This window comes from Streptococcus mitis ATCC 6249, from assembly GCF_000146585.1.
In the GTDB taxonomy this organism is placed as follows: Bacteria; Bacillota; Bacilli; order Lactobacillales; family Streptococcaceae; genus Streptococcus; species Streptococcus mitis_AZ.
In genome coordinates, this window is sequence record NZ_GL397179.1 from 1,432,080 (window position 1) to 1,458,321 (window position 26,242).

Annotated in this window: 21 protein-coding genes; all 21 read right to left on the reverse strand. The window is 41.0% G+C overall.

Features of this window, described 5'->3' with window-relative positions:
* Positions 1 to 58: 58 nt before the first annotated feature.
* Complete coding sequence (locus HMPREF8571_RS08655; RefSeq protein ID WP_000751575.1) at positions 59 to 5,869, reverse strand: ZmpA/ZmpB/ZmpC family metallo-endopeptidase; 5,811 nt, start codon at positions 5,867 to 5,869, stop codon at positions 59 to 61.
* A 2-nt stretch (positions 5,870 to 5,871) separates the two neighbouring features.
* A complete protein-coding gene (locus tag HMPREF8571_RS08660) occupies positions 5,872 to 6,435 on the reverse strand; it encodes a TIGR01440 family protein (RefSeq protein WP_000659498.1) in 564 nt (187 codons plus the stop codon).
* 114 nt (positions 6,436 to 6,549) lie between these two features.
* Entirely contained in the window at positions 6,550 to 8,241 is a 1,692-nt protein-coding gene (locus tag HMPREF8571_RS08665) for a cache domain-containing sensor histidine kinase (protein WP_000831101.1), read from the reverse strand.
* The gene (locus HMPREF8571_RS08670) at positions 8,238 to 8,975 is read right to left on the reverse strand and encodes a response regulator transcription factor (protein WP_000222607.1); all 738 of its coding nucleotides are present in this window, start codon (positions 8,973 to 8,975) and stop codon (positions 8,238 to 8,240) included. The genes HMPREF8571_RS08665 and HMPREF8571_RS08670 overlap by 4 nt, the downstream gene beginning before the upstream one ends.
* A 70-nt stretch (positions 8,976 to 9,045) precedes the next feature.
* Positions 9,046 to 10,158 carry a peptide-methionine (R)-S-oxide reductase MsrB gene (msrB, locus tag HMPREF8571_RS08675; protein ID WP_000998592.1) on the reverse strand — a complete coding sequence of 371 codons (1,113 nt, stop codon included), beginning with the start codon at positions 10,156 to 10,158 and terminating at the stop codon, positions 9,046 to 9,048.
* A 9-nt stretch (positions 10,159 to 10,167) separates the two neighbouring features.
* Positions 10,168 to 10,731, reverse strand: a complete 564-nt coding sequence (locus tag HMPREF8571_RS08680; RefSeq protein ID WP_000759255.1) for a redoxin family protein — start codon at positions 10,729 to 10,731, stop codon at positions 10,168 to 10,170.
* Between the two features lie 13 nt (positions 10,732 to 10,744).
* Positions 10,745 to 11,455 carry a thiol-disulfide oxidoreductase-associated membrane protein CcdA2 gene (gene ccdA2, locus HMPREF8571_RS08685; RefSeq protein WP_000367927.1) on the reverse strand — a complete coding sequence of 237 codons (711 nt, stop codon included), beginning with the start codon at positions 11,453 to 11,455 and terminating at the stop codon, positions 10,745 to 10,747.
* A 162-nt stretch (positions 11,456 to 11,617) separates the two neighbouring features.
* Positions 11,618 to 12,169 carry a GNAT family N-acetyltransferase gene (locus HMPREF8571_RS08690; protein WP_000835672.1) on the reverse strand — a complete coding sequence of 184 codons (552 nt, stop codon included), beginning with the start codon at positions 12,167 to 12,169 and terminating at the stop codon, positions 11,618 to 11,620.
* Positions 12,170 to 12,561: 392 nt separating this feature from the next.
* Positions 12,562 to 13,386 carry an ammonia-dependent NAD(+) synthetase gene (nadE, locus tag HMPREF8571_RS08695; RefSeq protein WP_000058063.1) on the reverse strand — a complete coding sequence of 275 codons (825 nt, stop codon included), beginning with the start codon at positions 13,384 to 13,386 and terminating at the stop codon, positions 12,562 to 12,564.
* A complete protein-coding gene (locus tag HMPREF8571_RS08700) occupies positions 13,383 to 14,843 on the reverse strand; it encodes a nicotinate phosphoribosyltransferase (protein WP_000283144.1) in 1,461 nt (486 codons plus the stop codon). The genes nadE and HMPREF8571_RS08700 overlap by 4 nt, the downstream gene beginning before the upstream one ends.
* A 107-nt stretch (positions 14,844 to 14,950) precedes the next feature.
* Positions 14,951 to 15,439 (reverse strand): DUF6773 family protein, encoded by a 489-nt coding sequence (locus HMPREF8571_RS08705; protein WP_000797141.1) that lies wholly within the window; start codon positions 15,437 to 15,439, stop codon positions 14,951 to 14,953.
* Entirely contained in the window at positions 15,429 to 15,638 is a 210-nt protein-coding gene (locus HMPREF8571_RS08710) for a helix-turn-helix transcriptional regulator (RefSeq protein ID WP_001107502.1), read from the reverse strand. Before HMPREF8571_RS08710 ends, HMPREF8571_RS08705 begins: the two co-directional genes overlap by 11 nt.
* Before the next feature lie 198 nt (positions 15,639 to 15,836).
* Positions 15,837 to 16,247, reverse strand: a complete 411-nt coding sequence (locus HMPREF8571_RS08715) for a GNAT family N-acetyltransferase (protein WP_000558481.1) — start codon at positions 16,245 to 16,247, stop codon at positions 15,837 to 15,839.
* Between the two features lie 99 nt (positions 16,248 to 16,346).
* Positions 16,347 to 17,711 (reverse strand): amino acid permease, encoded by a 1,365-nt coding sequence (locus HMPREF8571_RS08720; protein ID WP_000006111.1) that lies wholly within the window; start codon positions 17,709 to 17,711, stop codon positions 16,347 to 16,349.
* Positions 17,712 to 17,789: 78 nt separating this feature from the next.
* The gene (gene greA / locus HMPREF8571_RS08725) at positions 17,790 to 18,272 is read right to left on the reverse strand and encodes a transcription elongation factor GreA (RefSeq protein ID WP_000818752.1); all 483 of its coding nucleotides are present in this window, start codon (positions 18,270 to 18,272) and stop codon (positions 17,790 to 17,792) included.
* Positions 18,273 to 18,335: 63 nt separating this feature from the next.
* Positions 18,336 to 20,087: an endolytic transglycosylase MltG gene (gene mltG, locus HMPREF8571_RS08730; RefSeq protein ID WP_000927554.1), complete on the reverse strand. Its 1,752-nt coding sequence runs from the start codon at positions 20,085 to 20,087 to the stop codon at positions 18,336 to 18,338.
* A gap of 74 nt (positions 20,088 to 20,161) precedes the next feature.
* A complete protein-coding gene (locus HMPREF8571_RS08735; protein ID WP_000702424.1) occupies positions 20,162 to 20,665 on the reverse strand; it encodes a GNAT family N-acetyltransferase in 504 nt (167 codons plus the stop codon).
* Positions 20,662 to 21,129: a GNAT family N-acetyltransferase gene (locus HMPREF8571_RS08740; RefSeq protein WP_000405317.1), complete on the reverse strand. Its 468-nt coding sequence runs from the start codon at positions 21,127 to 21,129 to the stop codon at positions 20,662 to 20,664. The genes HMPREF8571_RS08735 and HMPREF8571_RS08740 overlap by 4 nt, the downstream gene beginning before the upstream one ends.
* A 9-nt stretch (positions 21,130 to 21,138) precedes the next feature.
* Positions 21,139 to 22,473, reverse strand: coding sequence for a UDP-N-acetylmuramate--L-alanine ligase (murC, locus tag HMPREF8571_RS08745; RefSeq protein ID WP_000048099.1), 1,335 nt, complete (start codon positions 22,471 to 22,473; stop codon positions 21,139 to 21,141).
* Between the two features lie 11 nt (positions 22,474 to 22,484).
* Positions 22,485 to 23,096, reverse strand: coding sequence for a hypothetical protein (locus tag HMPREF8571_RS08750; protein WP_000806740.1), 612 nt, complete (start codon positions 23,094 to 23,096; stop codon positions 22,485 to 22,487).
* A 47-nt stretch (positions 23,097 to 23,143) separates the two neighbouring features.
* Positions 23,144 to 26,239: a DEAD/DEAH box helicase gene (locus tag HMPREF8571_RS08755; protein WP_001096257.1), complete on the reverse strand. Its 3,096-nt coding sequence runs from the start codon at positions 26,237 to 26,239 to the stop codon at positions 23,144 to 23,146.
* Positions 26,240 to 26,242 lie beyond the last annotated feature (3 nt).

Below are 26,242 nucleotides of genomic sequence, written 5' to 3' on the forward strand. Positions count from 1 at the left end.
AAAAAGGCAGATACAGACAAAGCTGATCTACCTTTTTTCATTTTACTAGTCCTATCTACTATTTAGTGAATAAATCTCCAGTAAATCCGTCTGATTTCTGCAAGAGTTGTTTGTAAACTTTCCATTTAAGATTCACTGTATTATCAAATTTATTACCTTGAAGGTCTTTTTCAACTGCAGCATCGAATAGCTCTTGAAGTTTTTCATATGTTGAAATCTTTTGACCATCAATTTCAATTTCTACAAAACCTTTCTCAGCTTTAGCTCTGACTTCTTTATACCATTCTTTCTTCCACTCTTCTAATGTATTAAATCTACCTTTAGAAACTTTTTGGATGATAAAGTCATCACCTAGACCTACGTTACCGGCTGCTTTAGATTCTTGTTTATACTTGTTAGATGCATACCCTAAGAATCCATCAAGGTAACCGTAGTAGCCCCACATACGGAATGTATTGTGTTTGAATGAGATTGAGCCAGCCGTACTCTTACTTGTGTTACCACCGTAAATACCAGTCATCATATTCACAACAGTATAAGCAGAATCGAATCCTTCAGTACGGTAATGACCATTACCTGGTAGCCCGTGTTTAGTAGCGAAGTTATTATCTACAAGTTGATCAATAGCTGTCAGTTTCATACTCTTCTCATCATCATTTAAATCACGAACTAAATCCCATTGGTGTGGTGCACCTTCTAACTTATTATAGCTCGCTTTTTCGCGATATTTCTTATCGATTTTCTTGAACCACTTATCGTTAGTTCCAGTATTTTTCTTGATGACAGATTCTGCTTCTAAGTAATCAAGCATCATCATTGATTCGTTATAGTTCTTCATGTAGTGATCAATCTTCTCACGACTACTTAACATATTAGGATCATAGTTATAAATTTGTGTACCATCATTTTTACGTTCGTACGCCATATTTAATCCAAGTGAACCATATTCACCATTATAGTTTGTAAGAGATGGTGATTGTAGCATACCTTGAGCAAATGATTCTATATCTGTCCCTTCACGGTGACGCCATGTTCCTAAGTAGGCCATACGGTCATTGATATGAGTCGTTTCGTGAGTGAATGCAGATGTACCAAAATCACTAATCATGCTAGAGATGATGTAGTATACAGCTTCTGAATTTTGTGGGTTAGAAAAGATATAAGCATACGCACCCATACCGTTATATCCATGCCATTTACCTGTAGGTCCATAGAACTCACGAACTGGAGCATAGTCACCATTCTTATTATGACCCATTCGGTCAGCCCATCCATTACCTGGAACATCTTGGTTATCCCAAATTGCTGATGGAACCATATTTTCAGATTTCAACAATTGATTACGTACATTATCAGCGGCTAAACGAGACCAGAAGTCTAGGTAATTGATTTGCTCTTGAGCACGTAAGTCAATTTCTTTCTTGAACGCTTCACGTTCAGATTCTGTATTCTTACCATATTTCTCAAATGCACTAAACGCTAGCGTATTGTACGTTGAAATTAAGAACATGTGAGCCTTCTTCGTATTAAGAAGTGGTAAAATGTATCGACCATGTTCACCGTTATTTAAATTTTCATATAAGTGATATTTCTTATTAGCAAAATCAGGGTTAGATGATTGTTTCTCAACTACATAGTTAGTATGAGAAATAGCTTTCTTATACCATACATTCATATCAGTATCTTCTGTAAAGAGTTTCATGTTATATGTTAAGAAGTCATTTAAATTACCTTTACCTGTTGCTCCCGCAATCACATCACGATAAGCATCTTGAGTTCGGTCCCCTTTCAAGAAATGTTCACGTGAACCAATTTGAATCAATCTATCGATAACGCTAACGTTCTTACCATAAAAATCAGGCTTGAACATCATAAGGTCTTTAATGCTCATATCATTGTATTTAAATCCATAATAACGATTTAAATAAGTAAGAGCCATCATAATTTTAGCTTTGTTGTCTTCTACTTTTTTAAGAAGAGCTTTCATGGCAGCTTCATCACTATTCAATTGATGGTCTTCGTTTTCGGCTAAAGCTTTGACTAATTTATCCAAATTAGCTTTAGTTTCTTCAAAGCTTTCTTCAAGGAATAGATTTTTAATATAACCATCTTTACGACCATCAGTATTTTCTTCAGCTTTACCACGTTTGTCCATTAACGCACGCACTTCAGGTGAAATCAATTCAACACCTGCTAATTTTGCTTTAATATCGTTGATTAATTGTGTTCTATCTTTAACAACCATATTCGGTGTATAAACGACGTCACCAAGACCTTCGATACTATATTCACGAACTTGTTGGACTTGAGAATCAGCTTTACGTGTGACAACTTTTTCTTCCTTAGTGCCATCAGCATAATGAATCATAATATGATCAACATCTGACAAGTCAGTTACAAACTGTCCATTTTTCAAACCTGTAACAGAAAGAACTTCTTTCGTAACCAAGTTTGAACTATCTTCCAATTTATTGGCCTGATTGACAATCCACTCTTTATTATAGAAAGGTTGTAATTTTTCGATATTACGATAAGCAAGTTCACGGTCAATTCTGTAATCTTGAATATCTTTATAGGTCTCATCTAATGAGTTCGTATTGTTAAGAGTGTCCTCAATTAGAGGTTTAATTTCAAACTTATCAGCAGTGATTCCCATTGCATCAATCTTGGTATTAGCTTCTTCGAGACTAATTTCTCTAATTCTATGTGAACGAGAATATTTGAACGAATGTTTACCTGCACTAACATCTTTTACAACAAAGTTTCTTTCAAGAGAGTTATTCGTGAAGTATCCCCCATCGTAATCAATATCACCGGAACCATAGAATTCTTCACCGTTCTCAACTTTCATCATTGAAACATTATTTTCAAGTTTGCCCCATACCCAGTTCTTACTGATGAAACCTCCAACATCTACAGGTGATTTAACTTTAATTGTTCCTTTAGCGACTGAATTTCGTACAGTCCCATATTTACCGATGCCATTAGGGTCCGAACTATTGTCAACAGTAGACGCAAGACCAGCAGCCCGCGCCTTAGTTGCTGTAATATCAGCTTCTACATATGTTTTATTCGCATGGCCTTTCCAAATCTCACCCACAATACCAGCAAGATTCCATCCTTTATCCCCAACACCATCAATTTTACCAATGAAAGCAACATTATTAACTTTAGCGCCCTCACCATCTAATTTATTAACCACACCAGCAATATCATTTTTCGCAATAATATGGCCTATAACTTTGACATTTTCGATTACAGCATTTTTAACAATTCTTGCAACGGGTGCAATATTTTCTGCCCAAGGCATATTAATATTCACATTGCCAAGATTGATATTCTTCACAGAAGCATTTTCAATACGCTCAAACAATGGTCGAGCGATATTATGAATGGTATACTGTTTTCCATCAATACTTGTTAAATGACCATTAAATACACCTGGTACATATTGTTTATTTGGAGTTGGAACATTTGCTGCGTTCAAATCTGCACCAAGCTTAAACGTCCCCTTACGATTAGCATGCATTGCTTTTACCAATTCATTGAAATCGTAGTAGACATTCTCTTCATGAGATTTTGGCTTGGCAAAATAATGAACATATTCTTCACTGAGTTCATTACCATTAGTATGCTGAACTAGATCAGGAGCTTTAGCAGTGACCTTATATAGTGTTTTTCCATCGACAGTAACTTCTTCGATTTTATCCACAGCAAGACGGGTCACCTTATTATCATGCGTAGCGATTTTTAGATAGTATGGTTTTACATCAGTTGGAACAGAAGTTAAGAAGCTACTATCCGTTTCAACACCATCAGTATCAACACTTATTAAGCTTGTTTCTTTAATATTTTTGACTTCAACTTTTTTGAGGTCAATTCTTAGCGGTTCTTCCCTTAGAACTTCTTCTTCATCACCTTCACCACGGTCATAAACCATTTTGGTTTCGAGTTTATAATCCTTGTAGTACTGCAAATCTGTCAGGCTAGCTGTTAAGTTGTCTGGTGAAATAGTCAAGGTTTTGACAATCTCATCACCTTTTTTCAGAGTTAAGGTGATAGATTTAATGGCTGCTTTACTTGGATTTTCTAGACTATACTTAACATCTGAAGTACGCTTCAAATCCTTAGACTCAACTGCTGTGATGGTCAATACTGGTTTTTCAAAGTTTTTAGTTCCTAATTTGACGATACGATCTTGATCCAACTCCAAAACCTGTTCGACAACTTTCGGTGCTTCTTCAGTCTTCAGCCCTTTAATTGTCTTATAGGTCTTTATAACCTTTTTCTGTCCGTCTTTTCCTTCTTTGACAGTAATTCTTTCACCTTTTTTCAGTTGGTCATCTTCTTTAACAACTTCCTTAAATGGAATCTTTTCAAGACTTTCTTCTACCAGAGTTCCTTCAATTGGTTTTGTACCACGGCTTATTTTTTTAATGACTGGTTCTTTGATGACAATGGTTGTTGTATTTAAAACTTGATCGGTCTCAATACCGTCGAGAGCCTTATAAGTCGTTTTGGTAATTTGACTACCCTTTTCTCCATCTTGGATGACAGTTTCTTCGTCCGTATACTTGGTTGGATCTTCGATAATTTCTATCTTATAGTCAATCTCCGTAGTGGTTTCTTTCGTAACCGCACCCTCAGCTACTTTATATTCAGGTAACTTTTCTTGAACTATCGACTCACCTTCTTTACCCGTTTCCTGAGTACCTTTGGCTTCAATCTTTCCTGTATGTTCTGCCTGTGGTTCTTGAACTAAAGACTCGCCCTCTTTTCCTAGCTCCTGAGTACCTTTAGCTTCAAGCTTACCTGTATATTCCGCCTGTGACTCTTGAACTAGGGATTCTCCCTCTTTGCCTGGTTCCTGAGTACCTTTAGCTTCAAGCTTGCCTGTATATTCCGCCTGTACTTCTTGAACTAAAGACTCACCCTCTTTTCCTGATTCCTGAGTACCTTTAGCTTCAAGCTTGCCTGTATATTCCGCCTGTGGTTCTTGTACTAAGGATTCTCCTTCTTTATCTGGTTCCTGAGTACCTTTAGCTTCAAGCTTGCCTGTATATTCCGCCTGTGGTTCTTGTACTAAGGATTCTCCTTCTTTATCTGGTTCCTGAGTACCTTTAGCCTCAACTTTTCCAGTATATGCTTCCTGTGGTTCTTGAACTAAAGACTCGCCCTCTTTACCAGGTTCTTGAGTGCCTTTAGCCTCAACCTTTCCAGTATATGCTGCTTGCGGTTCTTGAACTAAAGATTCGCCTTTTTTACTGCTTGTGTTGATAGTCGATTTTGATTCTTTAAAGTAACCAACATACTCATATCCTTCAATATGAATAACACCTTTAGCCAAACCTTCATGTGTAGATGCAGAAATAGTTTGGTTATAAGAAAGCAATTCTTTATTTTCAAATGCAAAGGCAGTAAAAGGTACAAAATTGCTGATGCCGATAGAGCTGATTAACAGAATCCCAAGTACTTTACTACGGTGTTTCTTAGAAACTAATAGAACCGCTAGTGAGGCTGTTGCCAATCCAAGACCTGCCAAAGCAAGCTCCTTACTTCCTGTGTATGGAAGTTGTTGACTGTTAGTCTCCTTCTTGCGATAAACTACATAAATAATATCTTCATCTTGAAATTCTGTAGGAACCTCATGATGAATCAAGGCTTTATCAGACTCGGTCAATTCCTGCTCCGCCAAATAACGGTAATGAACACTATGAGCACCACCGACTTCATTGGCGTGCACCTTATCTACTGAAAGGGTACTGGCACCAAAAAGGAAGGCACCAATGGCTACAGGACCTACCCCAACAGTTAGCTTACGAATGGAATATTTGGTAATTTTTTCTAGTTGTTGTTTTGTTTTTTTCATTCTCATGACTTTCTGATAGAATCTTCTGGATACTGCGCACGCGCACCACCAATGAGTTTTGGACGGCTAGCTAGAGCCGTTACATGGGCATACCCAATTTCACGCAGTACAGGGCGAATCGGAACCTGAACATGCTTGACATGCATACCAATTGCAGTGTCTCCGATATCCAATCCAGCATGAGCCTTGATAAATTCAACTTCAACTGGATCTTGCATAAACTTGAAGGCTGCCAACTGACCTGAACCTCCTGCATGGAGACTAGGAAGGACGCTGACCATTTCCAGACCAAACTGCTCTGCCACCTGACGTTCAACGACGAGGGCCCGATTGACATGTTCACAACCTTGAACAGCTAGATGAATTCCTTTTTCCTCAAGAATATCTAGGATGGTCTTCACAATGATTTCGCCAATTTCTTGGCTGGATTCCTTGCCAATCTGACCACCTATCACCTCACTAGAAGAAAGGCCCAAAACAAAGATAGCTCCTTGCTTCAAATTAGCCTTGTCTATTACATCTTCTACAATCTGGCTTGTTGCTCTTTGAATGTCTTTTTCCTTCATACTTGATACCTCTTTTGTCATTATCTATCATATCGTTTTTTCTACGTTTTAGCAAGATAGACAACCTAGAAAGCTTGCCCAATTACGCATAAAACTCCCAGAATTGACTGGGAGTTAGCTAGTTTCCATTCTATTTATGTATATTTCAACCGTCGTCCCTTTTTCGGGTGCAGAATTGATCTTCATCTGGTAATTGTTTCCAAAATGAAGTTTGAGCCGTTGGTCAACATTTTGAAGGCCAACTCCCCCACGTTTGAGCTGACTTTGACTGCTATCGCTAGTAGCTTGGAAACCAACACCATCATCCTCAATGCGGATGATTAGTCCTGAATCCTTTTTCTGGACGGAAACTTTAATATGTCCCTGTCCATCTTTCTCCTTGATGCCGTGATAAAGGGCATTTTCTACAAGGGGTTGTAGCACCAGTTTAGGCAAGACTAAATTATCAAAGTCAGGATCTTCAGAAATTTCATACTCCAGCTTTTCCCCATAACGTTGTTTCTGGATAAAGAGGTACTGGCGAACATGATTGATTTCATCAGACAGGCAAATCAAGTCCTTGCCTTGATTGAGCGCCAAGCGGAAATAGGTTGCCAAGGACTTGGTCACCTGAACCACTCGCTGACTATCCTGAAATTCAGCCATCCAGATGATAGTGTCCAAAGTATTATAGAGAAAATGTGGATTGATCTGACTTGACAAGGCTTGAAGTTCATACTGACGAGTCGTTTCTTCCTGCCTGCGAATAGCTGCCATCAACTGATCAATCTGATCCAACATAGCATTGAACTGGCGAGTCACTTCTCTCAGTTCATGGGCACCAGCTTCCTTAGCACGCAGATTTTGTGTACCAGAAGCAATTTCCAGCATGGTTTCTCTCAGATCCTTCAAAGGGGCAATCCAGCGCTTGAGACTGAACCACACCAAGCAGAGACAGGCAAGAAGAGATGTCACACTGGCCCCAAGCAAGGCCCACAAGAGCTGACTCCGAACCTGGTCTAACTTCTCCAGCGAAGACACGCCTATAACCGTCCAATCAGTTCCTGCTATCTTTTCCTGACTGACGTAGGATTGGTGATCTGGAGTATAGCCCTGCCCTGTCTCAATATAGGGTTTCATGGCTTCCATTTCACTCGCTGAGCTATAGACAGTACGTTTAGGATGGTATACAAATTCATGCTTTTCATTGATGATAAAGGCAAAACCCTGCTGGCCCAACTGGAGTTGGTTGAGATAGGCTTCCAGAGTTTCGTAGGAAATATCCAAACGAAGCACCCCAAGATTGGCTCCCTTTGCATCAACCAGTTCCTGAGTAACAGAAATGACCCACTGACTGTCTGATTTACGAGCTGGTGTCAAAACTGGCTTAGCTCCCTGATGAATGGCCTTTTGGTACCAATCCTCAGCCATCATATCTGAGGAAGTTTTCATCTGCACACTATCATCTGTAGAAATAACCTGACCGGATTTGGTGACCAGTACCACCGTTTTCAAGTCCTGGTCTGCCTTTAAGATGGTCAAAAACAGATCTCGGATTCCCTTGACTTGGTCTTGGTTAGGATTCTCAGCATAGGCTAGGACATCCTTCTGCTGGGTCAAACTGGTAGAGGTGGTTTCTAATTTTTTGATATAAGACTGAATAAAGTGGCTAGTTTGGCTAATGGTCGTTTGGCTATTACCCTCAATAGTAGCCTCAATGGCTGATGAACTCGATTGATAGTAGAAAGTCCCAACCACAGCCAGGAGAATGAGAAAGACCAGAAAGATAGAAATAACCATTCTGACTAAGAGAGAAGAACGCTTCATCGACCTTCTCCCTTCTTAAACTGACGAGGTGTCACACCTGCAATCTGTTTAAAGCGTTGGGTAAAGTAGTTCATATCTTCAAAACCAACCTTTTCTGCAATCTCATAAATCTTTAAATCCGTGGTCAAAAGCAAGAGCTTGGCTTGTTTGACACGCTCTCGCACCAGATAATCCTGAAAAGGTAGGCCCAGCTCTTTCTTAATCAAGGAGCTCAGATAAGTCGAACTAAAGCCCAATTCACTGGCCAAAGACTTTAAACTAAATTGGCTATCAGCTAGATGGGACTGGATCTTCTGGGCTATGTTTCCTTCAAACTTATCGGTCAGTAAATCTTGTAACTGCTCTTCCTTTTCTTCCTTGTCTAGTTTTTGCTTGATTTTCCCCAACATTTCCTCGATATCCTGACGAGAAAAGGGCTTGAGCAGATAGTCATCGACACCTAGTTTGACAGCAGACAAGGCATAATCAAAATCATCGTAGCCCGTTAAAAAGACCAAATGCACCTGAGGATAGGTTTCTCGGACCAGACTGGCCAACTGGATGCCATTCAGCTGAGGCATGTTGATATCGGTTAAAATGATGTCTGGCACCTGCTTTTGAATCAAATCCCAAGCCTGTCTTCCATTTTCAGCCTGACCGATGATTTCCATATCGTAGGCTGCTACATTGACCAGCTTGGTCAACCCTTGTCTAACCAGATACTCATCTTCTACGATTAAGATTGTGTAGGTCATGCTCGGCTCCTTTGTCACTTACTAGTATCAGTATAGCAAAATTCTCCTCTAACTGCTTAGGAAAGCCCTCTTAATCAACATAATCTAGTAAATAAGCATAGCCTTTTTCTGCCATTTGGTCTTTGGGAATAAAGCGGATAGAAAGACTATTGATACAGTAGCGCAAGCCCCCCTTGTCCTGTGGTCCATCCGTAAAGACATGGCCAAGGTGAGAATCTCCAACTCTGCTCCGCACTTCCATGCGTGTCATATTGTAAGACTTATCTTCCTTGTAGGTGGCAACATCTGGACTAATTGGTTGGGTGAAACTAGGCCATCCGCAACCAGACTCAAACTTGTCCTTTGATGAAAAGAGGGGTTCGCCAGTTGCCACATCCACATAGATACCAGATTCAAATTTATCCCAGTAGCGGTTTGAAAAAGCCCGTTCTGTTTGATTTTTCTGGGTAACGGCATACTCCTCAGGTGACAAGGTCTTTTTCAATTCTTCATCGCTTGGTTTGGGATATTTGCTGGCATCGATGACGGGATAGGCAGCCTGATTGACATTGATATGACAGTAGCCATTTGGATTTTTCTTGAGGTAGTCTTGGTGGTAATCCTCAGCCACCACAAAATTCTTCAAGGTATCCTTTTCAACTGCCAGAGGTTGGTCATATTTTTTAGCAACTTCATCAAAGACTTGGTTGATTACTTCCAAATCCTTGTCATCTGTGTAATAGACACCAGTACGGTACTGGGTCCCCACATCATTTCCTTGTTTATTTTTGCTGGTTGGATTGATAATGCGGAAGTAATGAAGCAGGATTTCCTTGAGGGAAATTTGATTAGCATCATAGGTGACATGGACGGTTTCCGCATGTCCTGTTTGATTGATCAATTCGTACTTGGTTGTTTCCCCTCTACCGTTCGCATAGCCTGAAACGGCATCTGTCACTCCAGACACGCGTGAGAAGTATTCCTCTACTCCCCAGAAACATCCGCCAGCTAGATAAATTTCGTGCAAGTCTGCATCTTTACTAACTTCTGTTTTTTTCACTGTTTTTCCTCCTTGGCTAACTGATGCTTTCTCAATTTGCGAGCTATCTGTCTGCCCTGCATTTCGCATCAATAGAAAATAGAAACCGGTTAGGACTAGGAGAATGACCCCTGCCAAGACAAACAATTTTACTTTATCATTCATAGCCTTTCTCTACCCCATTTCCTTTAATGTTTTTAAAATCATATCCTTATCCATAAAACCTGGTTGCGTTTTGACCAGCTTGCCTTCCTTGTCTATAAAGGCTTGAGTCGGGTAAGAACGAACACCATAACTTTCCAAAAGTTTGCCTGACGGATCAATTAGAACTGGAAAATTTTTATAATCTAAGCCCTTGTACCAGTTCTTAAATTCAGCTTCCGCTTGTTCCCCCTTGTGCCCAGGAGATACCACTGTCAAGACCACATAGTCATCACCAGCTTCTTTAGCGATTTCGTCCGTATCTGGAAGGCTGGCTAGACAGATGGAACACCAAGAAGCCCAGAATTTGAGATAGACTTTCTTGCCCTTGTAATCAGACAAACGATAGGTCTTACCATCTACACCTGTCAGTTCAAAATCAGCGACTGCTTGACCCTTGGTGGCAGTTTGTGAACTGACTTGTTCTGTTTTGGATTGCTCCTTCATAGTAGACTCGTCTGACATATTTTTAGCCGAACAGGCTGCCAAACAACAGATTGAGCCTACTCCAAGGAGACATGTTTGCCATTTTTTCATTTCTTTTTCCTCTCTATTCAAATAATGTAGTCAAAATGGAAGCATTTCCCAAAAGCACCAAGATTCCCATCACGATAATGAGGAAACCACCTACTTTTTTGAGGATTCCGAGGTAAGGATGGAGTTTTCGGAAATGTTTCAAAACATAGCTGGAGGCGAGAGCTAGAACCAAAAATGGTAGCGCCAAACCCAGCGTGTAAACCAACATGAGACCAGCTCCCTGCCAAGCACCTGAACCACCTGAAGCCGCTAAGGCCAAAACAGACCCCAGAACCGGCCCTACACATGGCGTCCAAGCAAAACTAAAGGTCAACCCCAGTAAAAATGCCTGACTATAGCCGTTAGCGTTTTGATCCTGTCTCTTTAATTGTAGCCTTCTTTCCTTGTAGAGTCCCTGCAAATGTAAGACTTCCATCTGGTGTAGGCCCAAGAGAATGATAACCGCACCCGTCACATATTGAAACCAAGAAGCATACAGCAAATTGCCTAAAAAACCAGCTCCATAGCCCAGTAAGATAAAAACAAAGGAAATCCCCGCTATAAAGGCCATAGTTCGCAATAGACTAACAACTGAGATTGAAAATTTTCCGCTGGAAGCCTGAGCACCATCTTTGTCATCAAGTAAAACCCCTGCATAGACTGGCAACAAGGGTAAAATACAAGGAGAAAAGAAGGAAAGAATTCCAGCAAGAAAAACGCTGATAAAAAAGATTGCATTGTCCATTGCCTTCCTCCATTCTTTGATTTGATAGGTCTATTATAGTCCTAAAACTCCAGAAAAAACAGGGACAATGATAGGGAAAAATAGGAATTTAATCAGTTTATTTAGAAATTTTGCACAAAAAAAGCCAGACAAGGTCTGACTTTGATAGAAACAGAAAAGAAATCACCTGTCTTCCCTACTTATCTGGTAATAAATAAGGTCCGCAACGTAGTCTTTTCTCTCCACACCATTGGCAATGGTTTTTAGATAAGACATTCCCGCTTTTTCCATCACACGGCCTGAAGCTGGGTTGAGACTAGCATATCGAGCTCTTGCCTTTTGAAAACCTGCTTGAGTAAAACAAAAGTCTAACACAGCTTTCAAGGCCTCCGTCATCATACCACGACCCCAATAATTTTTTCCTAAAACATACCCAATTTCACAACTTGAATCAGGCTCATTCATCTCAACGATGCTGATATCTCCTATCACTTGCTCAGGGTTTTCTCTGAGACAAATGGCCCATTTGTAGTAGTTGAGATTGACATAAGAAGCAACCCAATTTCGAATCGAATTCCGAGTCACCTCAACATCAGGATGAGGATCCCAGGTGACATAGGTCAGATTCTCAGCAGACGAAGCCCAATTTTGAAACATGGCTTCCGCATCACTCTCCACAAATCTTCTCAAGATCAAACGGTCTGTCTGTAACATTTGCGTACCAATAGATTTCATGACGCCACCTCGCTTTCTATCTTTCGTACTAGAGCTGCATTCCTATTGTTCTACCTTACTTCTCTATTCAAGACGAGAAGCGAAGAAGGTCCCCCGGACCTTCTTCGCTTTCTCATTTCTAGGCTCAGGGTAAAAAGACTATACTCAGTAACAGCTAGAAAACAAGTTTTTCATCTAGTTACTTGACGCAGTCGCTGTCTGGTTTGAAATGCGCTTTACCAAGCTTTTTCAAACCTAATCATCGTTGCGGGGGTGAGACAAGGAAAATCGAACTCTTCGAGTTACCGAATCTGCCTCGCTTTCTCGTTTCTAGACTCGGGCTAAAAAGGTCCATAGGACCTTCCTCGCTTTCTCATTTCTAGGCTCAGGGTAAAAAGGTCCACAGGACCTTTTTACTCCCAAAAGTCATCAAATACGGTGATTGGTAAGTGGCGTTTGTGTTGGCCTTTATGCCACCAGTTTTCAATGATTGCTTGGGCTTCTGGGCTGATGGTTTTGCCTTCTAGGTAGTCATCAATTTCTGCATAAGTGACTCCAAGAGCGACTTCGTCAGCCAAGCCCGGCTTATCTTCTTCAAGGTCAGCGACAGGAACCTTTTCATAAAGTGCTGGATCTGCTCCAAGCTCGATTAAGAGTAGTTTCCCTTGGCGTTTATTGAGGCGGTAAAGAGGAAGAATATCCGCACCGCCATCACCAAACTTAGTAAAGAAACCTGTGATATTTTCCGCAGCATGGTCTGTTCCAATGACCGCTCCGCTATGGGCTCCAGCAAGCGCATATTGAGCGATCATACGACTACGAGCCTTGATATTTCCTTTATTAAAATCTGTCATTGGACTGCCTGTAGCTTCTACCGCTAAGGCCATAGCATCAACAGAGTCCTTGATATTGACTACCACACTGACATCTGGTTGGATGAAAGCAAGGGCTTTTTGAGCATCCTCTTCGTCAGCTTGGACTCCATAAGGTAGGCGAACAGCGACAAATTGGTAGCTGTCATCTCCTGTCTCTGCTCGCATTTCTTCCATAGCTAATTGCGCCAAACGCCCTGCCAAGGTTGAGTCCTGACCTCCAGAAATCCCTAGTACAAAAGTTTTAAGGAAGGGGTGTTTTTTCAAGTATCTCTTTAAGAAGTCAATTGAACGACGGATTTCTTCCTGAGCGTCAATCACTGGCTTGACACCCAGTTGCTGGATAATAGTCTCTTGCAAACTCATTCTTCTTCTCCTTCACCAAGAGCTTCCTTGCGCATCTTATCAATCAAATCCATCTTATCTTGCCAAATATCACGCGCCAAGTCCACTGGATAGTGCTGCGGATTGAGCACGCGCTTGTACTCATCCCATAGCTTGTCAAATTCCTTGCGAGCATATGCCTGAATTTCTGTCAAACTAGGCAAATCGTAAACTAATTTCCCTGCTTTGAAGATGTCCACCAAGAGAGGAACAGCATCAAAGTTTCGAACGGTCTTCTTAATGTAAGTATAGGTCGGATGGAACATTTTGATTTCAGTCATGCTGACAACATCCACACCGTCATAGGTGATGTAGTCACCTTCTGACTTGCCTTTTTCACGACTGGTAATCCGCCATACCTGCTTCTTACCTGGTGTCGATACTTTTTCAGCATTGCTTGAAAGCTTGATGGTATTGCGCATCTTACCAGTTTCATCTTCGATAGCTACAATCTTATAAACTGCGCCAAGAGCAGGCTGGTCATAGGCCGTAATCAGCTTGGTACCCACCCCCCAAACGTCAATCTTAGCGTGTTGCATTTTGAGGTTAAGAATAGTATTTTCATCGAGGTCATTGGAAGCGTAAATTTTGGCATCTGGGTATCCAGCCTCATCTAACTGTTGGCGAACTTTCTTGGAAATATAGGCTATATCCCCCGAGTCAATACGAACGCCTTTAAAATTAATCTTGTCTCCCAGTTCACGAGCAACCTGAATGGCAGCTGGCACACCGATGCGAAGCGTATCATATGTATCTACTAGAAAGACACAGTCACGATGGGTTGAAGCATAGGCCTTAAAGGCCTCATAGTCGTTTCCATAAACCTGTACCAAGGCATGGGCATGAGTACCCAAGACAGGAATGTCAAAGAGCTTCCCTGCTCGCACATTGCTAGTCCCGTTGGCTCCACCAATCACAGCTGCGCGTGTTCCCCAGATAGCTGCATCCATTTCTTGCGCACGACGTGTCCCGAATTCCATCAAAGGCTCATCTTCAATGACTGAACGAATACGTGCTGCCTTGGTCGCTATCAAGGTTTGAAAGTTAACGATGTTTAAGAGAGCCGTTTCGACCAATTGACATTGGGCTAGAGGTCCTTCAACCTGCACAATCGGTTCATTGGCAAATACCAAGTCCCCTTCTTGAGCAGAACGTACAGTCAACTCTAGCTTGAGATTACGCAGATATTCTAAAAACTCTCCATGGTAACCCAGTGATTCTAAATAAGCAATATCGCTATCAGAAAAGCGCAGGTTTTCTAAGTAGTTCACAATTCGTTCCAAACCAGCAAAAACCGCATAGCCGTTATTAAACGGTTGCTGGCGGAAATAAACTTCAAAGACCGCCTTTTTATTGTGAATTCCTTGGTCAAAGTAAACTTGCATCATATTGATCTGGTACAAGTCCGTGTGCAATGTTAAACTGTCATCTGGGTACATATACTGTCCTTCTTCCCTATTTGTAAAAAGATGAAAATATTTCTTCTTTTCTCATAAATTAGTACTATTATAACACATTTTACCGAGATGGATAAAAAGTTAACAAGCTATTCCATACTCTCAAGTTCATCCATATCTTGCTCAAACTTTTTCTGAGCCCATTGACCATAACTTTTCAAGCCTAAGTTTCCAATAAAGACAAAAGGAAGATAAAGTAGATAGGTAATAACCCAAGCAGACAAGTATTTAACGTTCAGAGGATTGTGCTGATAAATTTCGATATTGAATTGATAATTTTGCAACATCAAGAGAGTCGTAATAGCGAGAGTTACCAGCAAACACCCTACAATCGTAAAATGAAAACGGCTATAGTAGGTCACTCCAAGTTGTCGTGCACGATTGAAAAAGAAGAAAATTCCTAAAAGAAGGGTAACCAGAAGAATATTAGTATTAAAAAGATCAGGTGCTAATAAAGCCACCAAATAACTTAGCAGAATGAGCCCGATAAACATATAAAAAGACTCTGTCCCAGCTTTGTTAAACAGTTGTTCTTCTCTTTCGTCTAATAATTGATAATAAAAAAATCTATTTTTCATCTTCTTCCTCCCAAAATAATTGATCTAATGTTTTTCCTAAGCATCTGCAAATAGACTGGCAAAGGGAGAGACTAGGATTGTATTTCCCAGCTTCAATCAAGCCTATAGTCTGCCTAGTAACACCCACAGCCTCTGCCAAATCCCCTTGTGTTAAATCACGCTCCACACGAGCTAATTTTAATTTTAAATTTTTAGCCACTAGCGTCCTCCTTCACATTTTTAAAAAGTTGCGCTTCTTTTCAATAACATTATACCATATATCCAACTTAATGCAATATATAAATGTCATTTTGTAAGATTTTATTAACAAAAAACTCTCTACCATCTTACATGATAAAGAGTATTCGTTCTTTTTTGATACTTAGCTAAGTTCCTCTCCAAAAGAAAGAAGTCTAGGTCACAAATCTTTTTGGTAATAGTATCTTTGTCCTGTATAGGGATAGTTTTGCAAGGTAAAGACTTCCTTGTAGCCATGCCTTTTATAAAAATCTGGTGCTTGAAACTGGTAAGTATTTACAAAAGCAAAACGACAGTTTCGTTTCTTGGCTTCATTTTCTGCTCGCTGCAATAGTTTTGAACCGATTCCTTGTCCCCTCAATTCCTCTTTCACAAATAAATATTCGATTTCCAACCAATTTCCGAAAGTCTCAGCTACTAAACCCGCCATGAGATTGCCCTTTTCGTCTTCGACATAAAGGTTCAGTGGCTTACTTTCAGCCTCTTCTCTTTTAGAACGATTATAAGCACGAATCAAATTCCCTATTTCTTGCGCTTTAAGCGATTCCTTATTTTCCAATCTAACGTGCATTCAAACCTCCTAATAAACTGCTACAGCTTGATTATAATCCTATTTCAATAGACTGTCAAACTAGAAAAACTCACCAAACAGAGTTGATGAGTTCATGATTTATTTTCTAAATTTCCACTGACTATAAATCCCAAAAACAAGGATCCAGATAGCAGAACCAACTGCCCCCATGAAAGTCGACTCTTGCAAAAAGAGAGTCACAAAAACAAAGACAAAAAAGAGAATGGTTAGGGGATTAAGCAAGCGATACTGAGGCATGAGGTAGCCATCCGCCATGAAATCTTGTGACTTGCGGTATTTGAGATGGGCCACCATAATCAAGATATAAATCGCGATATAAACACCTGATGAGGATGCTGTGATCAAAGCAAAAGCATCTGAAACACCTGGTAGCACGTTGATAAAGGCGGCGAGAGCAATCAAGATTGCTGAGGCGATGATAGCATTTTGTGGAACATTGTGACGAGAAAGGGTATCGACCTTGATGGCCTTTAAGAAACGATTGGGCGAATCATGGGCAATCTGATATAAGTGTCTCCCTGTTGAGTAGAGAGTTGAGTTAAGCGCAGACGCTGCTGAGGTCAAGACAACAAAGTTGATTAGAGCTGCTGCCCACTTGATCCCCGCCAGTTCAAAAACCGTTACAAATGGAGAATCTGAAGAATTAAGATAGGACCAAGGAATAATGGCCATAATCGCAATAAGAGCTCCCCCATAGAAGAAGATAATTCTGAGAGGAATTTCCTTAACAGCTTTGGGCAAGACCTGACGAGGGTTCTTTGTTTCAGAAGTTGTCACCCCGATAAACTCAATCATCAGATAGGCAAAAAATACCATTTGAAAGGCCATGACAAAGTTCATAACTCCGTTTGGAAAAAGAGAGAACTGGTCGCTGATATTTGCCAAACTTGCAACACCATGAGGTGTCTTAAAGCCCGTCAAAACCATAAAGACCCCAGTGGCAATCATGGCTAAAATCGCCACAATCTTGACCATAGCAAACCAAAACTCGACTTCTCCAAAGAGCTTAACCGCAATCAAGTTGACCAAAGCCAAAATCGTTAAAAAGACAAGCTGAATCATCCAGCTAGGCCAGGTAGGGAACCAGAAGCGGACATAGTCTGAGATGGCAGTGATTTCTGCCATACCGATAAAGACAACAGACAACCAATAAGACCAAACTGAAAAATAGCCCCAGCCTTTCCCCAAATGACGGGTGATAAAGTTGATAAAGGTATGCTGTTCTGGATCCTGATACAGCATCTCCCCAACAGCTCTCATCATCAAAAACATAAAGGCTCCTGTAATCATATAAATCAGGATGATCGAAGGTCCTGTAAGGCTGATAGAGCGACCAGCACCTAGGAAAAGTCCTGTTCCGATTGTTCCCGCAATGGCCATCACCTGAACATGGCGATTGGTTAATCCACGCTCCATTTTATTTTTCTTCTTGTATTCACTCATATAGTCCCCCATTTCATCTAAAAAACCAAAAAGGAGTTGAACAAGGCGAAAAGCCTCCCCTACTCCTTTTTATTCTCATTAAGCTGTTTTTTCAACCTTCAAGATTTTTACTTGATAGCTGCCAACTGGTGTCTCGATGGTTGCTGTATCTCCAGTCTTTTTACCAATCAAAGCTTGTCCAATAGGACTCTCATTTGATACTTTACCAGCAAAAGCATCTGCACCCGCAGAACCAACGATGATGTAAACTTCTTCATCGTCTTCACCGACTTCTTGGATAGTTACAGTCTTACCAATCGCAACTTCATCCAGTGCAACTGCATCGCTATTGACGATTTCAGCATAGCGAATCTTTGTTTCCAAACTAGAGATTTGTCCTTCAACAAAGGCTTGTTCATCTTTTGCTGCTTCATATTCACTGTTTTCTGAAAGGTCTCCGTATGAACGAGCGATTTTGATACGCTCTACAACTTCGGGACGACGAACGAGTTTCAATTCTTCTAATTCTTTTTCAAGTTTTTCCTTTTCTTCAAGGGTCATTGGGTAAGTTTTTTCTGCCATTTTTCTCAACTTTCTTTTTCTATTAGGTTTTTAAAACAAAATTATGTGGAAAACCACATAATTTTAGTTTGAACTACTTGATTGGGGTAATTTGCTATTGATATGCTCTGCAACATTTTGATCATGTTCTTCTTTGGTTGTTGCAAAGTATACTTTACCATCTTCTACATTGGCTACAAAGTACAAGTAGTCACTCTTTGTCTGATTTACACTTGCTTCAATAGCATCCAGACTTGGACTATCAACTGGTCCAGGCATGAGGCCAAGGTGCGTATAGACATTGTATGGTGAGTCGATATTTGTATCAATTGCAGTGTCATCAGCTAGACTAATCTTTTGACCAAGCTTGCCTTCAGCATACAAGATAGCAATGTTGCTTTGAAGTGGCATGCCGACATTCAAACGGTTATAGAAGACACCTGCGATTTTCTTGCGGTCTTCGGTCTTAGCACCTTCTTTTTCGACAAGAGAAGCAATGCTGAGCAATTCATTAACTGTCAGATTCTTTTCTTTAATCGTTGCGTAGTATGGTGACATAGCCTTGTCCATAGCCGCAACCATTTCATCAATCAAGCTTTCAACAGTTGTGCTGTCTTTGATAGTGTAGGTTGCTGGGAAAAGGTATCCTTCAAGACGATAGCGAACGCCACTGTCTTTTGTTGGGAGGCTTCCAAGTAGGTTTGGATACTTAGCTACTAATTGGGAAATAAAGGTCTCATCCTGAGCTTTTGCCAAGAAGGCATCCGCTGTAAGAGGTTCTTTAAATTCCCCTTGAAGTTGTCCTACTGTTTGAGCGATTTGCTCTAATGTATAGCCTTCTGGAATGGTCAAGTTTGCAAGAACAGGTGCCTGAGCTTCAGGAGTCCCACCTTTTTCCAATTCTTGAATCAACTCATCCGTACTCATACTCTTCTTCAAGTTGTAATAACCTGACTTCAAGTTAGCATGGCTATAGTATTTAGCATAAAGACTAAAGATAAGTCCATGTTTAACCAAACCAGATTTTTCCAAGGTGCTTCCAATTTCTTGAACATTTGCACCGTCTGGGATTTGAACTGTTACATATTCTTTAGAACTTGCATCAACTGGTTTCAAGGAATCTTGAACATAACCATAACCAAAATATCCACCAACTGCCACAAGAACTAGGAAAACTAGAAGGGTCAATAGGCAACCTTTAGCTTTTGATTTTTTCTTTTTCTTAGTTGGTGTTGCACCTTGACGACGACTACGACGTGGAGCATCAGCTAATCCACTGCTAGATTCTGTAGAAACAGGCTCAACTCTTTCAGGCATTCCTGGGGTGATTTCCTCTTTCTTGTCTTCTGTTTTATAGGTTACGGCAACCTTGGTTGGAGTATCGTTAAATTCTTTTTCTTCGGGTTTAAGCTCAACTGGTTCAACCTTAGGTTGAACAGGTTCCACAACAGGTTCTTCAAGAACATGACTCGGCTCTACTAGAGGTTCTTCAGATTCTACAACTTCAATCTTGTCAATGATTGGCAGTCTATCCGCTTTAGCTTCTGGTGCATCTTTTTCCTCAATTTCAGAACTTGAAAGTGGAGGAACACTTGGTGCATTTTTTAGAATTCTATCGACCACAGATAGGGAATCAGCCATCAACTCTTCTGTTGACGTTTCTGGTTCAAGATCTGAAGGAGTTGCTGAACTAGCTGGAGATGATGAAGCCGTCAGATTTGGAATCTCTACTTCTTTCTCTCTTTTATCTTGTTCTTTTACTCTTTCTAAATCACGTAGAATCTGCTCTTTAAAACTTAATTTTTCTTCTTCTCTTGATTTTTCAGTCAAAAGCATTACCTCCTTGTTGACAATCCATAATATTATATCTTAAAAGTCGCAGAAAAGCAACCAACTAGGGCATTCCCTAGCTAGTTTTCTTTATTTTCAGGCTGCCAAACCATATCATACCATGTTTCCCCAGCAAAGCTTGACTGGGATAATCCTTCATTAACAAAGCCGTGCTTTTCATAATAGGGAATCAAGTAGTCATGGCAAGTTAGATTGATACCTTCCCTTTCATGCTCTAAAGCCACTTCTTTTAGGGCCGTCAGCAATCTCTTACCGACACCCAAAGCTTGTGCTTCTTTAGCAATGGATAGACAGGTTACAGAGATATAACCTCCAGATTTGTGACTATGGTCCGCTATTTCTTCTGTAAAGGACTGATCTTGGAGATGGCGGTGTGGGACGACTGGACCTTCAATGTAGCCAAGGACACGTCCTTCTTTTTCAGCGACGAGAAAGCTGGTCTGAATTTCACGTAAATGGGCCTCAAAGACCGAACGAGGAATCGCTTCTTCAAGGGAGAAATTCTCTAGCTCTATCTCTATAATTCGATCTAAATCTGAAAATCTCGCTTGTCTGATTTTCATATTTCCTCCTGATAAAAGGGATTAGCCCAAGTCATATACCATTCAGAACCACTGTCATATTGAATCCCTGTCACTTCTTCTTCAACAAAGCCATTCATTTCAAAATAAGATAGTAATTCATCAGGACTCTGCAAAAGAATACCTTGATAATCTAGTTCGACTGTCACCTGTTTCAAGGCTGCAAGAAGAAGAGTTCCCAGTCCCTGTCTCCAATGGTCAGGATGAATAGTCAATGATTTTATTTCTATCCACTTGGGATGAAGATACTGAGCTTCTCCTAAAACATAGCCTAGGAGCTGATTTTCATCCCCAGCTACAAGAAAGGTACCCGCAGACTTGCGGATACTTTCTTCTAAGGATTGGCGGCTAAGGGTCTCTTCTGCTGAAAAATTGGCTTCTTTAATCGCCAACATTTCTTCTAAATCTGATAGGGTAGCTTGCCTTATAGTGATTGGAATTTCCATTTGTTTTTCCTATTGGACGTTGCTTGTCAGGTTAGACAAGAGACGTTCAAATGAGTACTCATAGGTTTGGATGTCTCCTGCTCCCATAAAGACGTAAACAGCATTGTCATGGTCAAGGAGTGGCGATACATTTTCAACGGTGATAACTTGATTTTTCTTCGTGATCTTGCTTGCTAGGTCTTCTACCTTGACATCACCATGGTCCACTTCACGAGCAGATCCATAGATTTGAGCTAGGTAAACGGCATCTGCCTGATTCAAGGCTTGTGCAAAATCATCTAACAAGGCAATAGTTCGAGTGAAGGTATGCGGTTGGAAGATTGCCACGATTTCCTTGCTTGGGTATTTCTGGCGAGCCGCATCCAAGGTCGCGATGATTTCTGTTGGATGGTGGGCAAAGTCATCGATGATTACCGTATCATTGACTATTTTTTCAGTGAAACGACGCTTAACACCTGCAAAAGTTTTCAAGTGTTCACGGACCAAGTTCAAATCAAAGCCAGCTGTGTAAAGAAGACCAATAACAGCTGTCGCATTCATGATATTGTGATGACCAAAGGTTGGAATGTGGAATTGACCCAATTCTTGTCCACGGAAATGAACGGTAAAGGTTGAACCAGTCGTTGAACGAAGGAGGTCACTGGCTACGAAGTCATTGCCTTCAGCTTCAAAACCATAATAGTAAATCGGAGCATTGGCTGTGATCTTACGCAACTCAGCATCCTCACCGTATACAAACAAACCTTTGGTAATTTGTTTGGCATAGTCGTTAAAGGCATTGAAAACATCTTCTAGACTAGTGAAGTAGTCTGGGTGGTCAAAGTCAATGTTGGTGATGATAGAGTATTCTGGATGATAAGGCATGAAATGGCGCTCGTATTCGTCTGATTCAAAGACAAAATATTTAGCATTTTCTGAACCACGACCTGTCCCGTCCCCAATCAAGAAGCTGGTATCCGTGATGTGAGACAAGACATGAGACAACATACCAGTTGTTGAGGTTTTCCCATGTGCTCCAGCAACTCCCATGCTGACAAAGTCACGCATAAAGCTTCCTAGAAATTCATGGTAACGTTTGTAGCTGAGGCCATTTTGATCCGCGTAGGCAACTTCAACATTATTATCTGGACGAAAGGCATTTCCAGCGATAATCTCTAGATCGCCTTGCAGATTCTTTTCATCAAACGGAAGAATGGTAATTCCTGCTTGCTCTAAACCACGTTGTGTAAAGTAGTACTTTTCAACGTCTGACCCTTGAACCTTATGCCCCATTTGGTGCAACATCAAGGCCAAGGCACTCATCCCTGATCCTTTAATTCCAATAAAATGATATGTCTTTGACATGCTTTTCTCCCTTACTCAGTAATTCTTGTCAGATTCAACTCTTGGGCAACCTGACGTTCCTGTTCTGATTGCTTATTCTTTTTATTATAAATCTGGCTCTTCTTCAGAAAATCATAGTTGTTCTTTTTAGCTTTTCCAGCTTGATTTTCAAGACTCGGAGTCACTACTTGTCCAACTTCTTCAGCTAAAATATAGTGGGACTGGCTCAAGTTTTTGCTAAATTTAGCAAACTCACCTGGATTTTCCTTTTGAAATGGCGCTGTGGGTTGATTTCCCTGACGAACAAGTGTTGAACCATTGTGTCGTCTGGTATGGCTAACATCTTGGGTCAGGTATTTGGCTGAACGTTTCTTTTTTAGATCCGCACGCGCCTCTTCTCGAGCCAACTCTGCATAAGTCTTTTCAACTTTTTTTACCTCTGGAGCTGGTTCTGGCTTTTTGCTAACCACAGGAGCAACTACACTAGCTTCCTCAACAATAGGGGACCATTCTAAATAGTTTTTATCTCGGTAATCGCCTTTGATATTGCTGATAAAGTCAGACTCATCATACAAGTCCATGACTGGCATTTCGGTCAGCATGATCTCGTCATCTGACACCAATGGAAATCGATCTTGTTTCATTTTGTATTTCCTTTCAACTCTTCATTATAGCGTATTGTCTTGATTTTTCAAGTGTTGGCTTCAGAAATCCCTAAAATTTCTCGAATTTCTGCCAGACTGAGGCTCGAACGCGACTCTGTACCATCTAAAACCTGAGAAACCAAATGCTTTTTCTGTTCTTGAAGTTCCTGAATCTTTTCTTCAATGGTTCCTTTCGTAATCAAGCGATAAACCTCTACCTTCTGCTCCTGTCCCATACGATGGGCACGTCCGATAGCTTGGGCTTCAACCGCAGGATTCCACCAGAGGTCCACTAGGATGACGGTATCAGCACCCGTTAGATTAAGACCGACACCTCCTGCCTTCAGAGAGATGAGAAAGGCGTCTCTTTCTCCCTGATTAAAGGCCTTGGTCATCTCTTGCCTGTCTTGAGCAGGAGTTGAGCCTGTGATTTTGAAAGAAGTCAAACCCAAGTCTGGAAGTTCTTGCTCAATTTTTTCCAACATTCCTTTGAATTGTGAGAAAATCAAGACACGATGCCCACCATCAGCCACTTGTAGCAATAAATCTCGGAGACTATCGAGTTTACCGCTGGCACCTTGGTAATCGTCCATAAAGAGAGCTGGCGTATCGCAGATCTGGCGCAAACGCATGAGACCAGATAAGATTTCTACGCGACTTCTCTGGAATTCTTGATCTGTCACTTGCGCTAGACGCTCTCGCATCTGTTGCAACTGGGCCAGATAGATGGCCTTCTGCTGGTCTTCCAGTTCGTTTTTATAGACGACTTCAATCAGATCAGGCAGTTCTGTTAGAACTTCTTCTTTCTTACGTCTCATGACAAAGGGCTTAATAAATTGCGCCACCTGCTCAGCTGGTAATTTCATAAACTCTTTCTTGTTCGGTAAAAGACCGGGTAGCACAATTTGAAAGATAGACCACAACTCTCCTAGATGGTTTTCTATGGGCGTACCTGACAAGGCAAAGACTGCTGGCACCACAAACTGGCGCAAACTCTGGGCAATCTTGGTGTGAGCATTTTTCATGATCTGGGCTTCATCTAAAAAGAGAAAATCAAAGGACATCTCTTGATAGAGGTCACTGTCTTGACGAAAGCTCGCATAGCTAGTCACATAGATTTGATGATTTTGAGAAAGAATCTCTTCTCGATTCGCTTTCAAACCATGAACAACTGCCAAATCCAATTGCGGTGCAAATCTTCTGAATTCATCTGCCCAGTTGTAGATCAAACCTGACGGCGCCAAAATCAAGACACGACTATCTTCTGTAACCTGACTTGTCAAAAAAGCAATGGTCTGCAGTGTTTTACCCAGTCCCATATCGTCTGCCAAGATGCCTCCAAAACCGTAATGATGGAGCATCTGTAGCCAACGCACACCCTTTTCTTGATAGTCTCTCAAACTCGCTTGAACCTGTACCTCTCCTAAAGGAAAGTCCTCAGGATGGGTCAAATCATGGGCTAAATGCTTAAATTCCTCCGAAAAGGAGATCCTGTCTTGACCTTCAAAAAGCTGGGACAGACTATAAGCTAAGGATTTTCGAGCCTGAAAACAACCATCTTTTAGCTCAACACCCAGTTCCTGCAAATTTTGACGAATCTGCTTGGTTTTCTCATCAAAAAAGAATACTTGTTCAGAAGAACTGATATAGAAATCCTGATTGCTGGTTAAGGCTTTAAGAGCTTGATCAATCTCTTCTTGCCCAATCCCTTGGAAGTCAAACTGGATTTCCAGCAGTCCTCCTTTGGACTCGATCTGAACCTGAGGAGTTTGAAGGCTGTAGAGCTGATTTATCTCATCAGACAAGAAAACTTGACCCAACTTCTCAAAAGCAGGAATCGTATGGTGAAAGAAAGAGTAAACTGCCTCAGGCTTCAAAGCCTGTCTCCAAGACTGAAAATCAGCCTCAAAACCAGCCCCTAAACTAACTTGAAATATCTGGCTTTCTACAGCAGCATCGCTAGCGAAAGGTAATTCTTCCAGCTGTTGACGACTAGTCACCTGAATATCTCCATAATCAAACTCGATATCCAAGCGGATACGACCATCCTTCTCCTTGTCAAAGTAAAAGATCGGTGAAAAGGGGCGTATTTGTAAACATTCTGGAGCAGAAATCTTGCCCAGTTGCCCAAACAAAGGAAGACAGGAAGCCAATCGATCCCGATCGCCAGTATCAAACTGGAGGCATTTTCTCCCTTTTGTTTCCTGAGGAAGTTCATTGATTTCCTTTAAAAGACTCATTTGTTTCGGATTTAAGAGATAAACATTGCCCTTACGAAAGAGAACTGCCCCTCCATAGAATACGTTGACTCGCTCACTTTCAGAAATCTCCATCTCAAAATAATCTGGGTACTCCTGCACGTAAAAAGAGAAAAGGTCTGCATCAGGATCTAAATCATGAAAGAGGAGATTCTCATAGCTATCAAGCTGGTGGTCAAAATGAAAATCTTCCAAGTTCATCAATAAACCCACACCCTGCTCAAAAAAGGTCAGAGGAAAAAAGAGGTGACGACCTTGATTTGGGAAAAAGAGTTCCTGACTGAGCCCCTCCTCAATCAACCCTCGTAAAAAAGTAAGAACTTCTTGACTCGATTCGTCAAAAACCTCCCAAGACAAGTTATTCTCATAGTGTTTCCCAATCATGTAAGATTTGCTTTGGGCCAAGACCTTTAAAAAGAGTGGAATATCACGGATGACGTAATATTTTTGACTCTCAAGCAAACCGATTCGCAGAGTCCAAAGGAGGCGATTGGTTCCAGCTTCCACCTGGCCTAGAGCCGACAAAGTGTAAGTCTCTTCTCGTTGTTGAGGTTGAACACGCTCCAAAAAACTTCCACCAAAACTAACCTTGGTTTCAACTTCTTCTTGCTCTTCATGTCCTTTTTCTAAGGTTTGTAAAATCACCTGACCTTCTTCATCATTTTTCAGATAATGCTCGAGCGCTGCTAGGTGAATACAGTAACCTCTTTTTTGGAAAAAATCGCAAGCGCAAAAAACAAGATCATCCTCTAAACTGTAGCGCAAGTCTTCTCCAGCTACACGTGTATAGAGGCGATTCCCTTTTTCCTTGATGATCTCAATCTTGCCCGTCTCATAGAGGGTGACCCCCTCCATGCGCAATTTTCCTGGAATCAATTTAGCCATAGT

What these genes read in the sequence shown, in the direction of transcription:
- HMPREF8571_RS08680 (WP_000759255.1), bottom strand. Translation starts at nt 10,731, where the DNA reads ATGAAAAAATGGCAAACATGTCTCCTTGGAGTAGGCTCAATCTGTTGT.
- murC (WP_000048099.1), bottom strand. Translation starts at nt 22,473, where the DNA reads ATGTCAAAGACATATCATTTTATTGGAATTAAAGGATCAGGGATGAGT.
- HMPREF8571_RS08655 (WP_000751575.1), bottom strand. Translation starts at nt 5,869, where the DNA reads ATGAAAAAAACAAAACAACAACTAGAAAAAATTACCAAATATTCCATT.
- HMPREF8571_RS08700 (WP_000283144.1), bottom strand. Translation starts at nt 14,843, where the DNA reads ATGTACCCAGATGACAGTTTAACATTGCACACGGACTTGTACCAGATC.
- HMPREF8571_RS08755 (WP_001096257.1), bottom strand. Translation starts at nt 26,239, where the DNA reads ATGGCTAAATTGATTCCAGGAAAATTGCGCATGGAGGGGGTCACCCTC.
- HMPREF8571_RS08705 (WP_000797141.1), bottom strand. Translation starts at nt 15,439, where the DNA reads ATGAAAAATAGATTTTTTTATTATCAATTATTAGACGAAAGAGAAGAA.
- msrB (WP_000998592.1), bottom strand. Translation starts at nt 10,158, where the DNA reads ATGAATGATAAAGTAAAATTGTTTGTCTTGGCAGGGGTCATTCTCCTA.
- HMPREF8571_RS08715 (WP_000558481.1), bottom strand. Translation starts at nt 16,247, where the DNA reads ATGCACGTTAGATTGGAAAATAAGGAATCGCTTAAAGCGCAAGAAATA.
- HMPREF8571_RS08720 (WP_000006111.1), bottom strand. Translation starts at nt 17,711, where the DNA reads ATGAGTGAATACAAGAAGAAAAATAAAATGGAGCGTGGATTAACCAAT.
- HMPREF8571_RS08660 (WP_000659498.1), bottom strand. Translation starts at nt 6,435, where the DNA reads ATGAAGGAAAAAGACATTCAAAGAGCAACAAGCCAGATTGTAGAAGAT.
- HMPREF8571_RS08750 (WP_000806740.1), bottom strand. Translation starts at nt 23,096, where the DNA reads ATGAAACAAGATCGATTTCCATTGGTGTCAGATGACGAGATCATGCTG.
- mltG (WP_000927554.1), bottom strand. Translation starts at nt 20,087, where the DNA reads ATGCTTTTGACTGAAAAATCAAGAGAAGAAGAAAAATTAAGTTTTAAA.
- nadE (WP_000058063.1), bottom strand. Translation starts at nt 13,386, where the DNA reads ATGAGTTTGCAAGAGACTATTATCCAGCAACTGGGTGTCAAGCCAGTG.
- ccdA2 (WP_000367927.1), bottom strand. Translation starts at nt 11,455, where the DNA reads ATGGACAATGCAATCTTTTTTATCAGCGTTTTTCTTGCTGGAATTCTT.
- HMPREF8571_RS08665 (WP_000831101.1), bottom strand. Translation starts at nt 8,241, where the DNA reads ATGAAGCGTTCTTCTCTCTTAGTCAGAATGGTTATTTCTATCTTTCTG.
- HMPREF8571_RS08670 (WP_000222607.1), bottom strand. Translation starts at nt 8,975, where the DNA reads ATGACCTACACAATCTTAATCGTAGAAGATGAGTATCTGGTTAGACAA.
- greA (WP_000818752.1), bottom strand. Translation starts at nt 18,272, where the DNA reads ATGGCAGAAAAAACTTACCCAATGACCCTTGAAGAAAAGGAAAAACTT.
- HMPREF8571_RS08690 (WP_000835672.1), bottom strand. Translation starts at nt 12,169, where the DNA reads ATGAAATCTATTGGTACGCAAATGTTACAGACAGACCGTTTGATCTTG.
- HMPREF8571_RS08735 (WP_000702424.1), bottom strand. Translation starts at nt 20,665, where the DNA reads ATGAAAATCAGACAAGCGAGATTTTCAGATTTAGATCGAATTATAGAG.
- HMPREF8571_RS08740 (WP_000405317.1), bottom strand. Translation starts at nt 21,129, where the DNA reads ATGGAAATTCCAATCACTATAAGGCAAGCTACCCTATCAGATTTAGAA.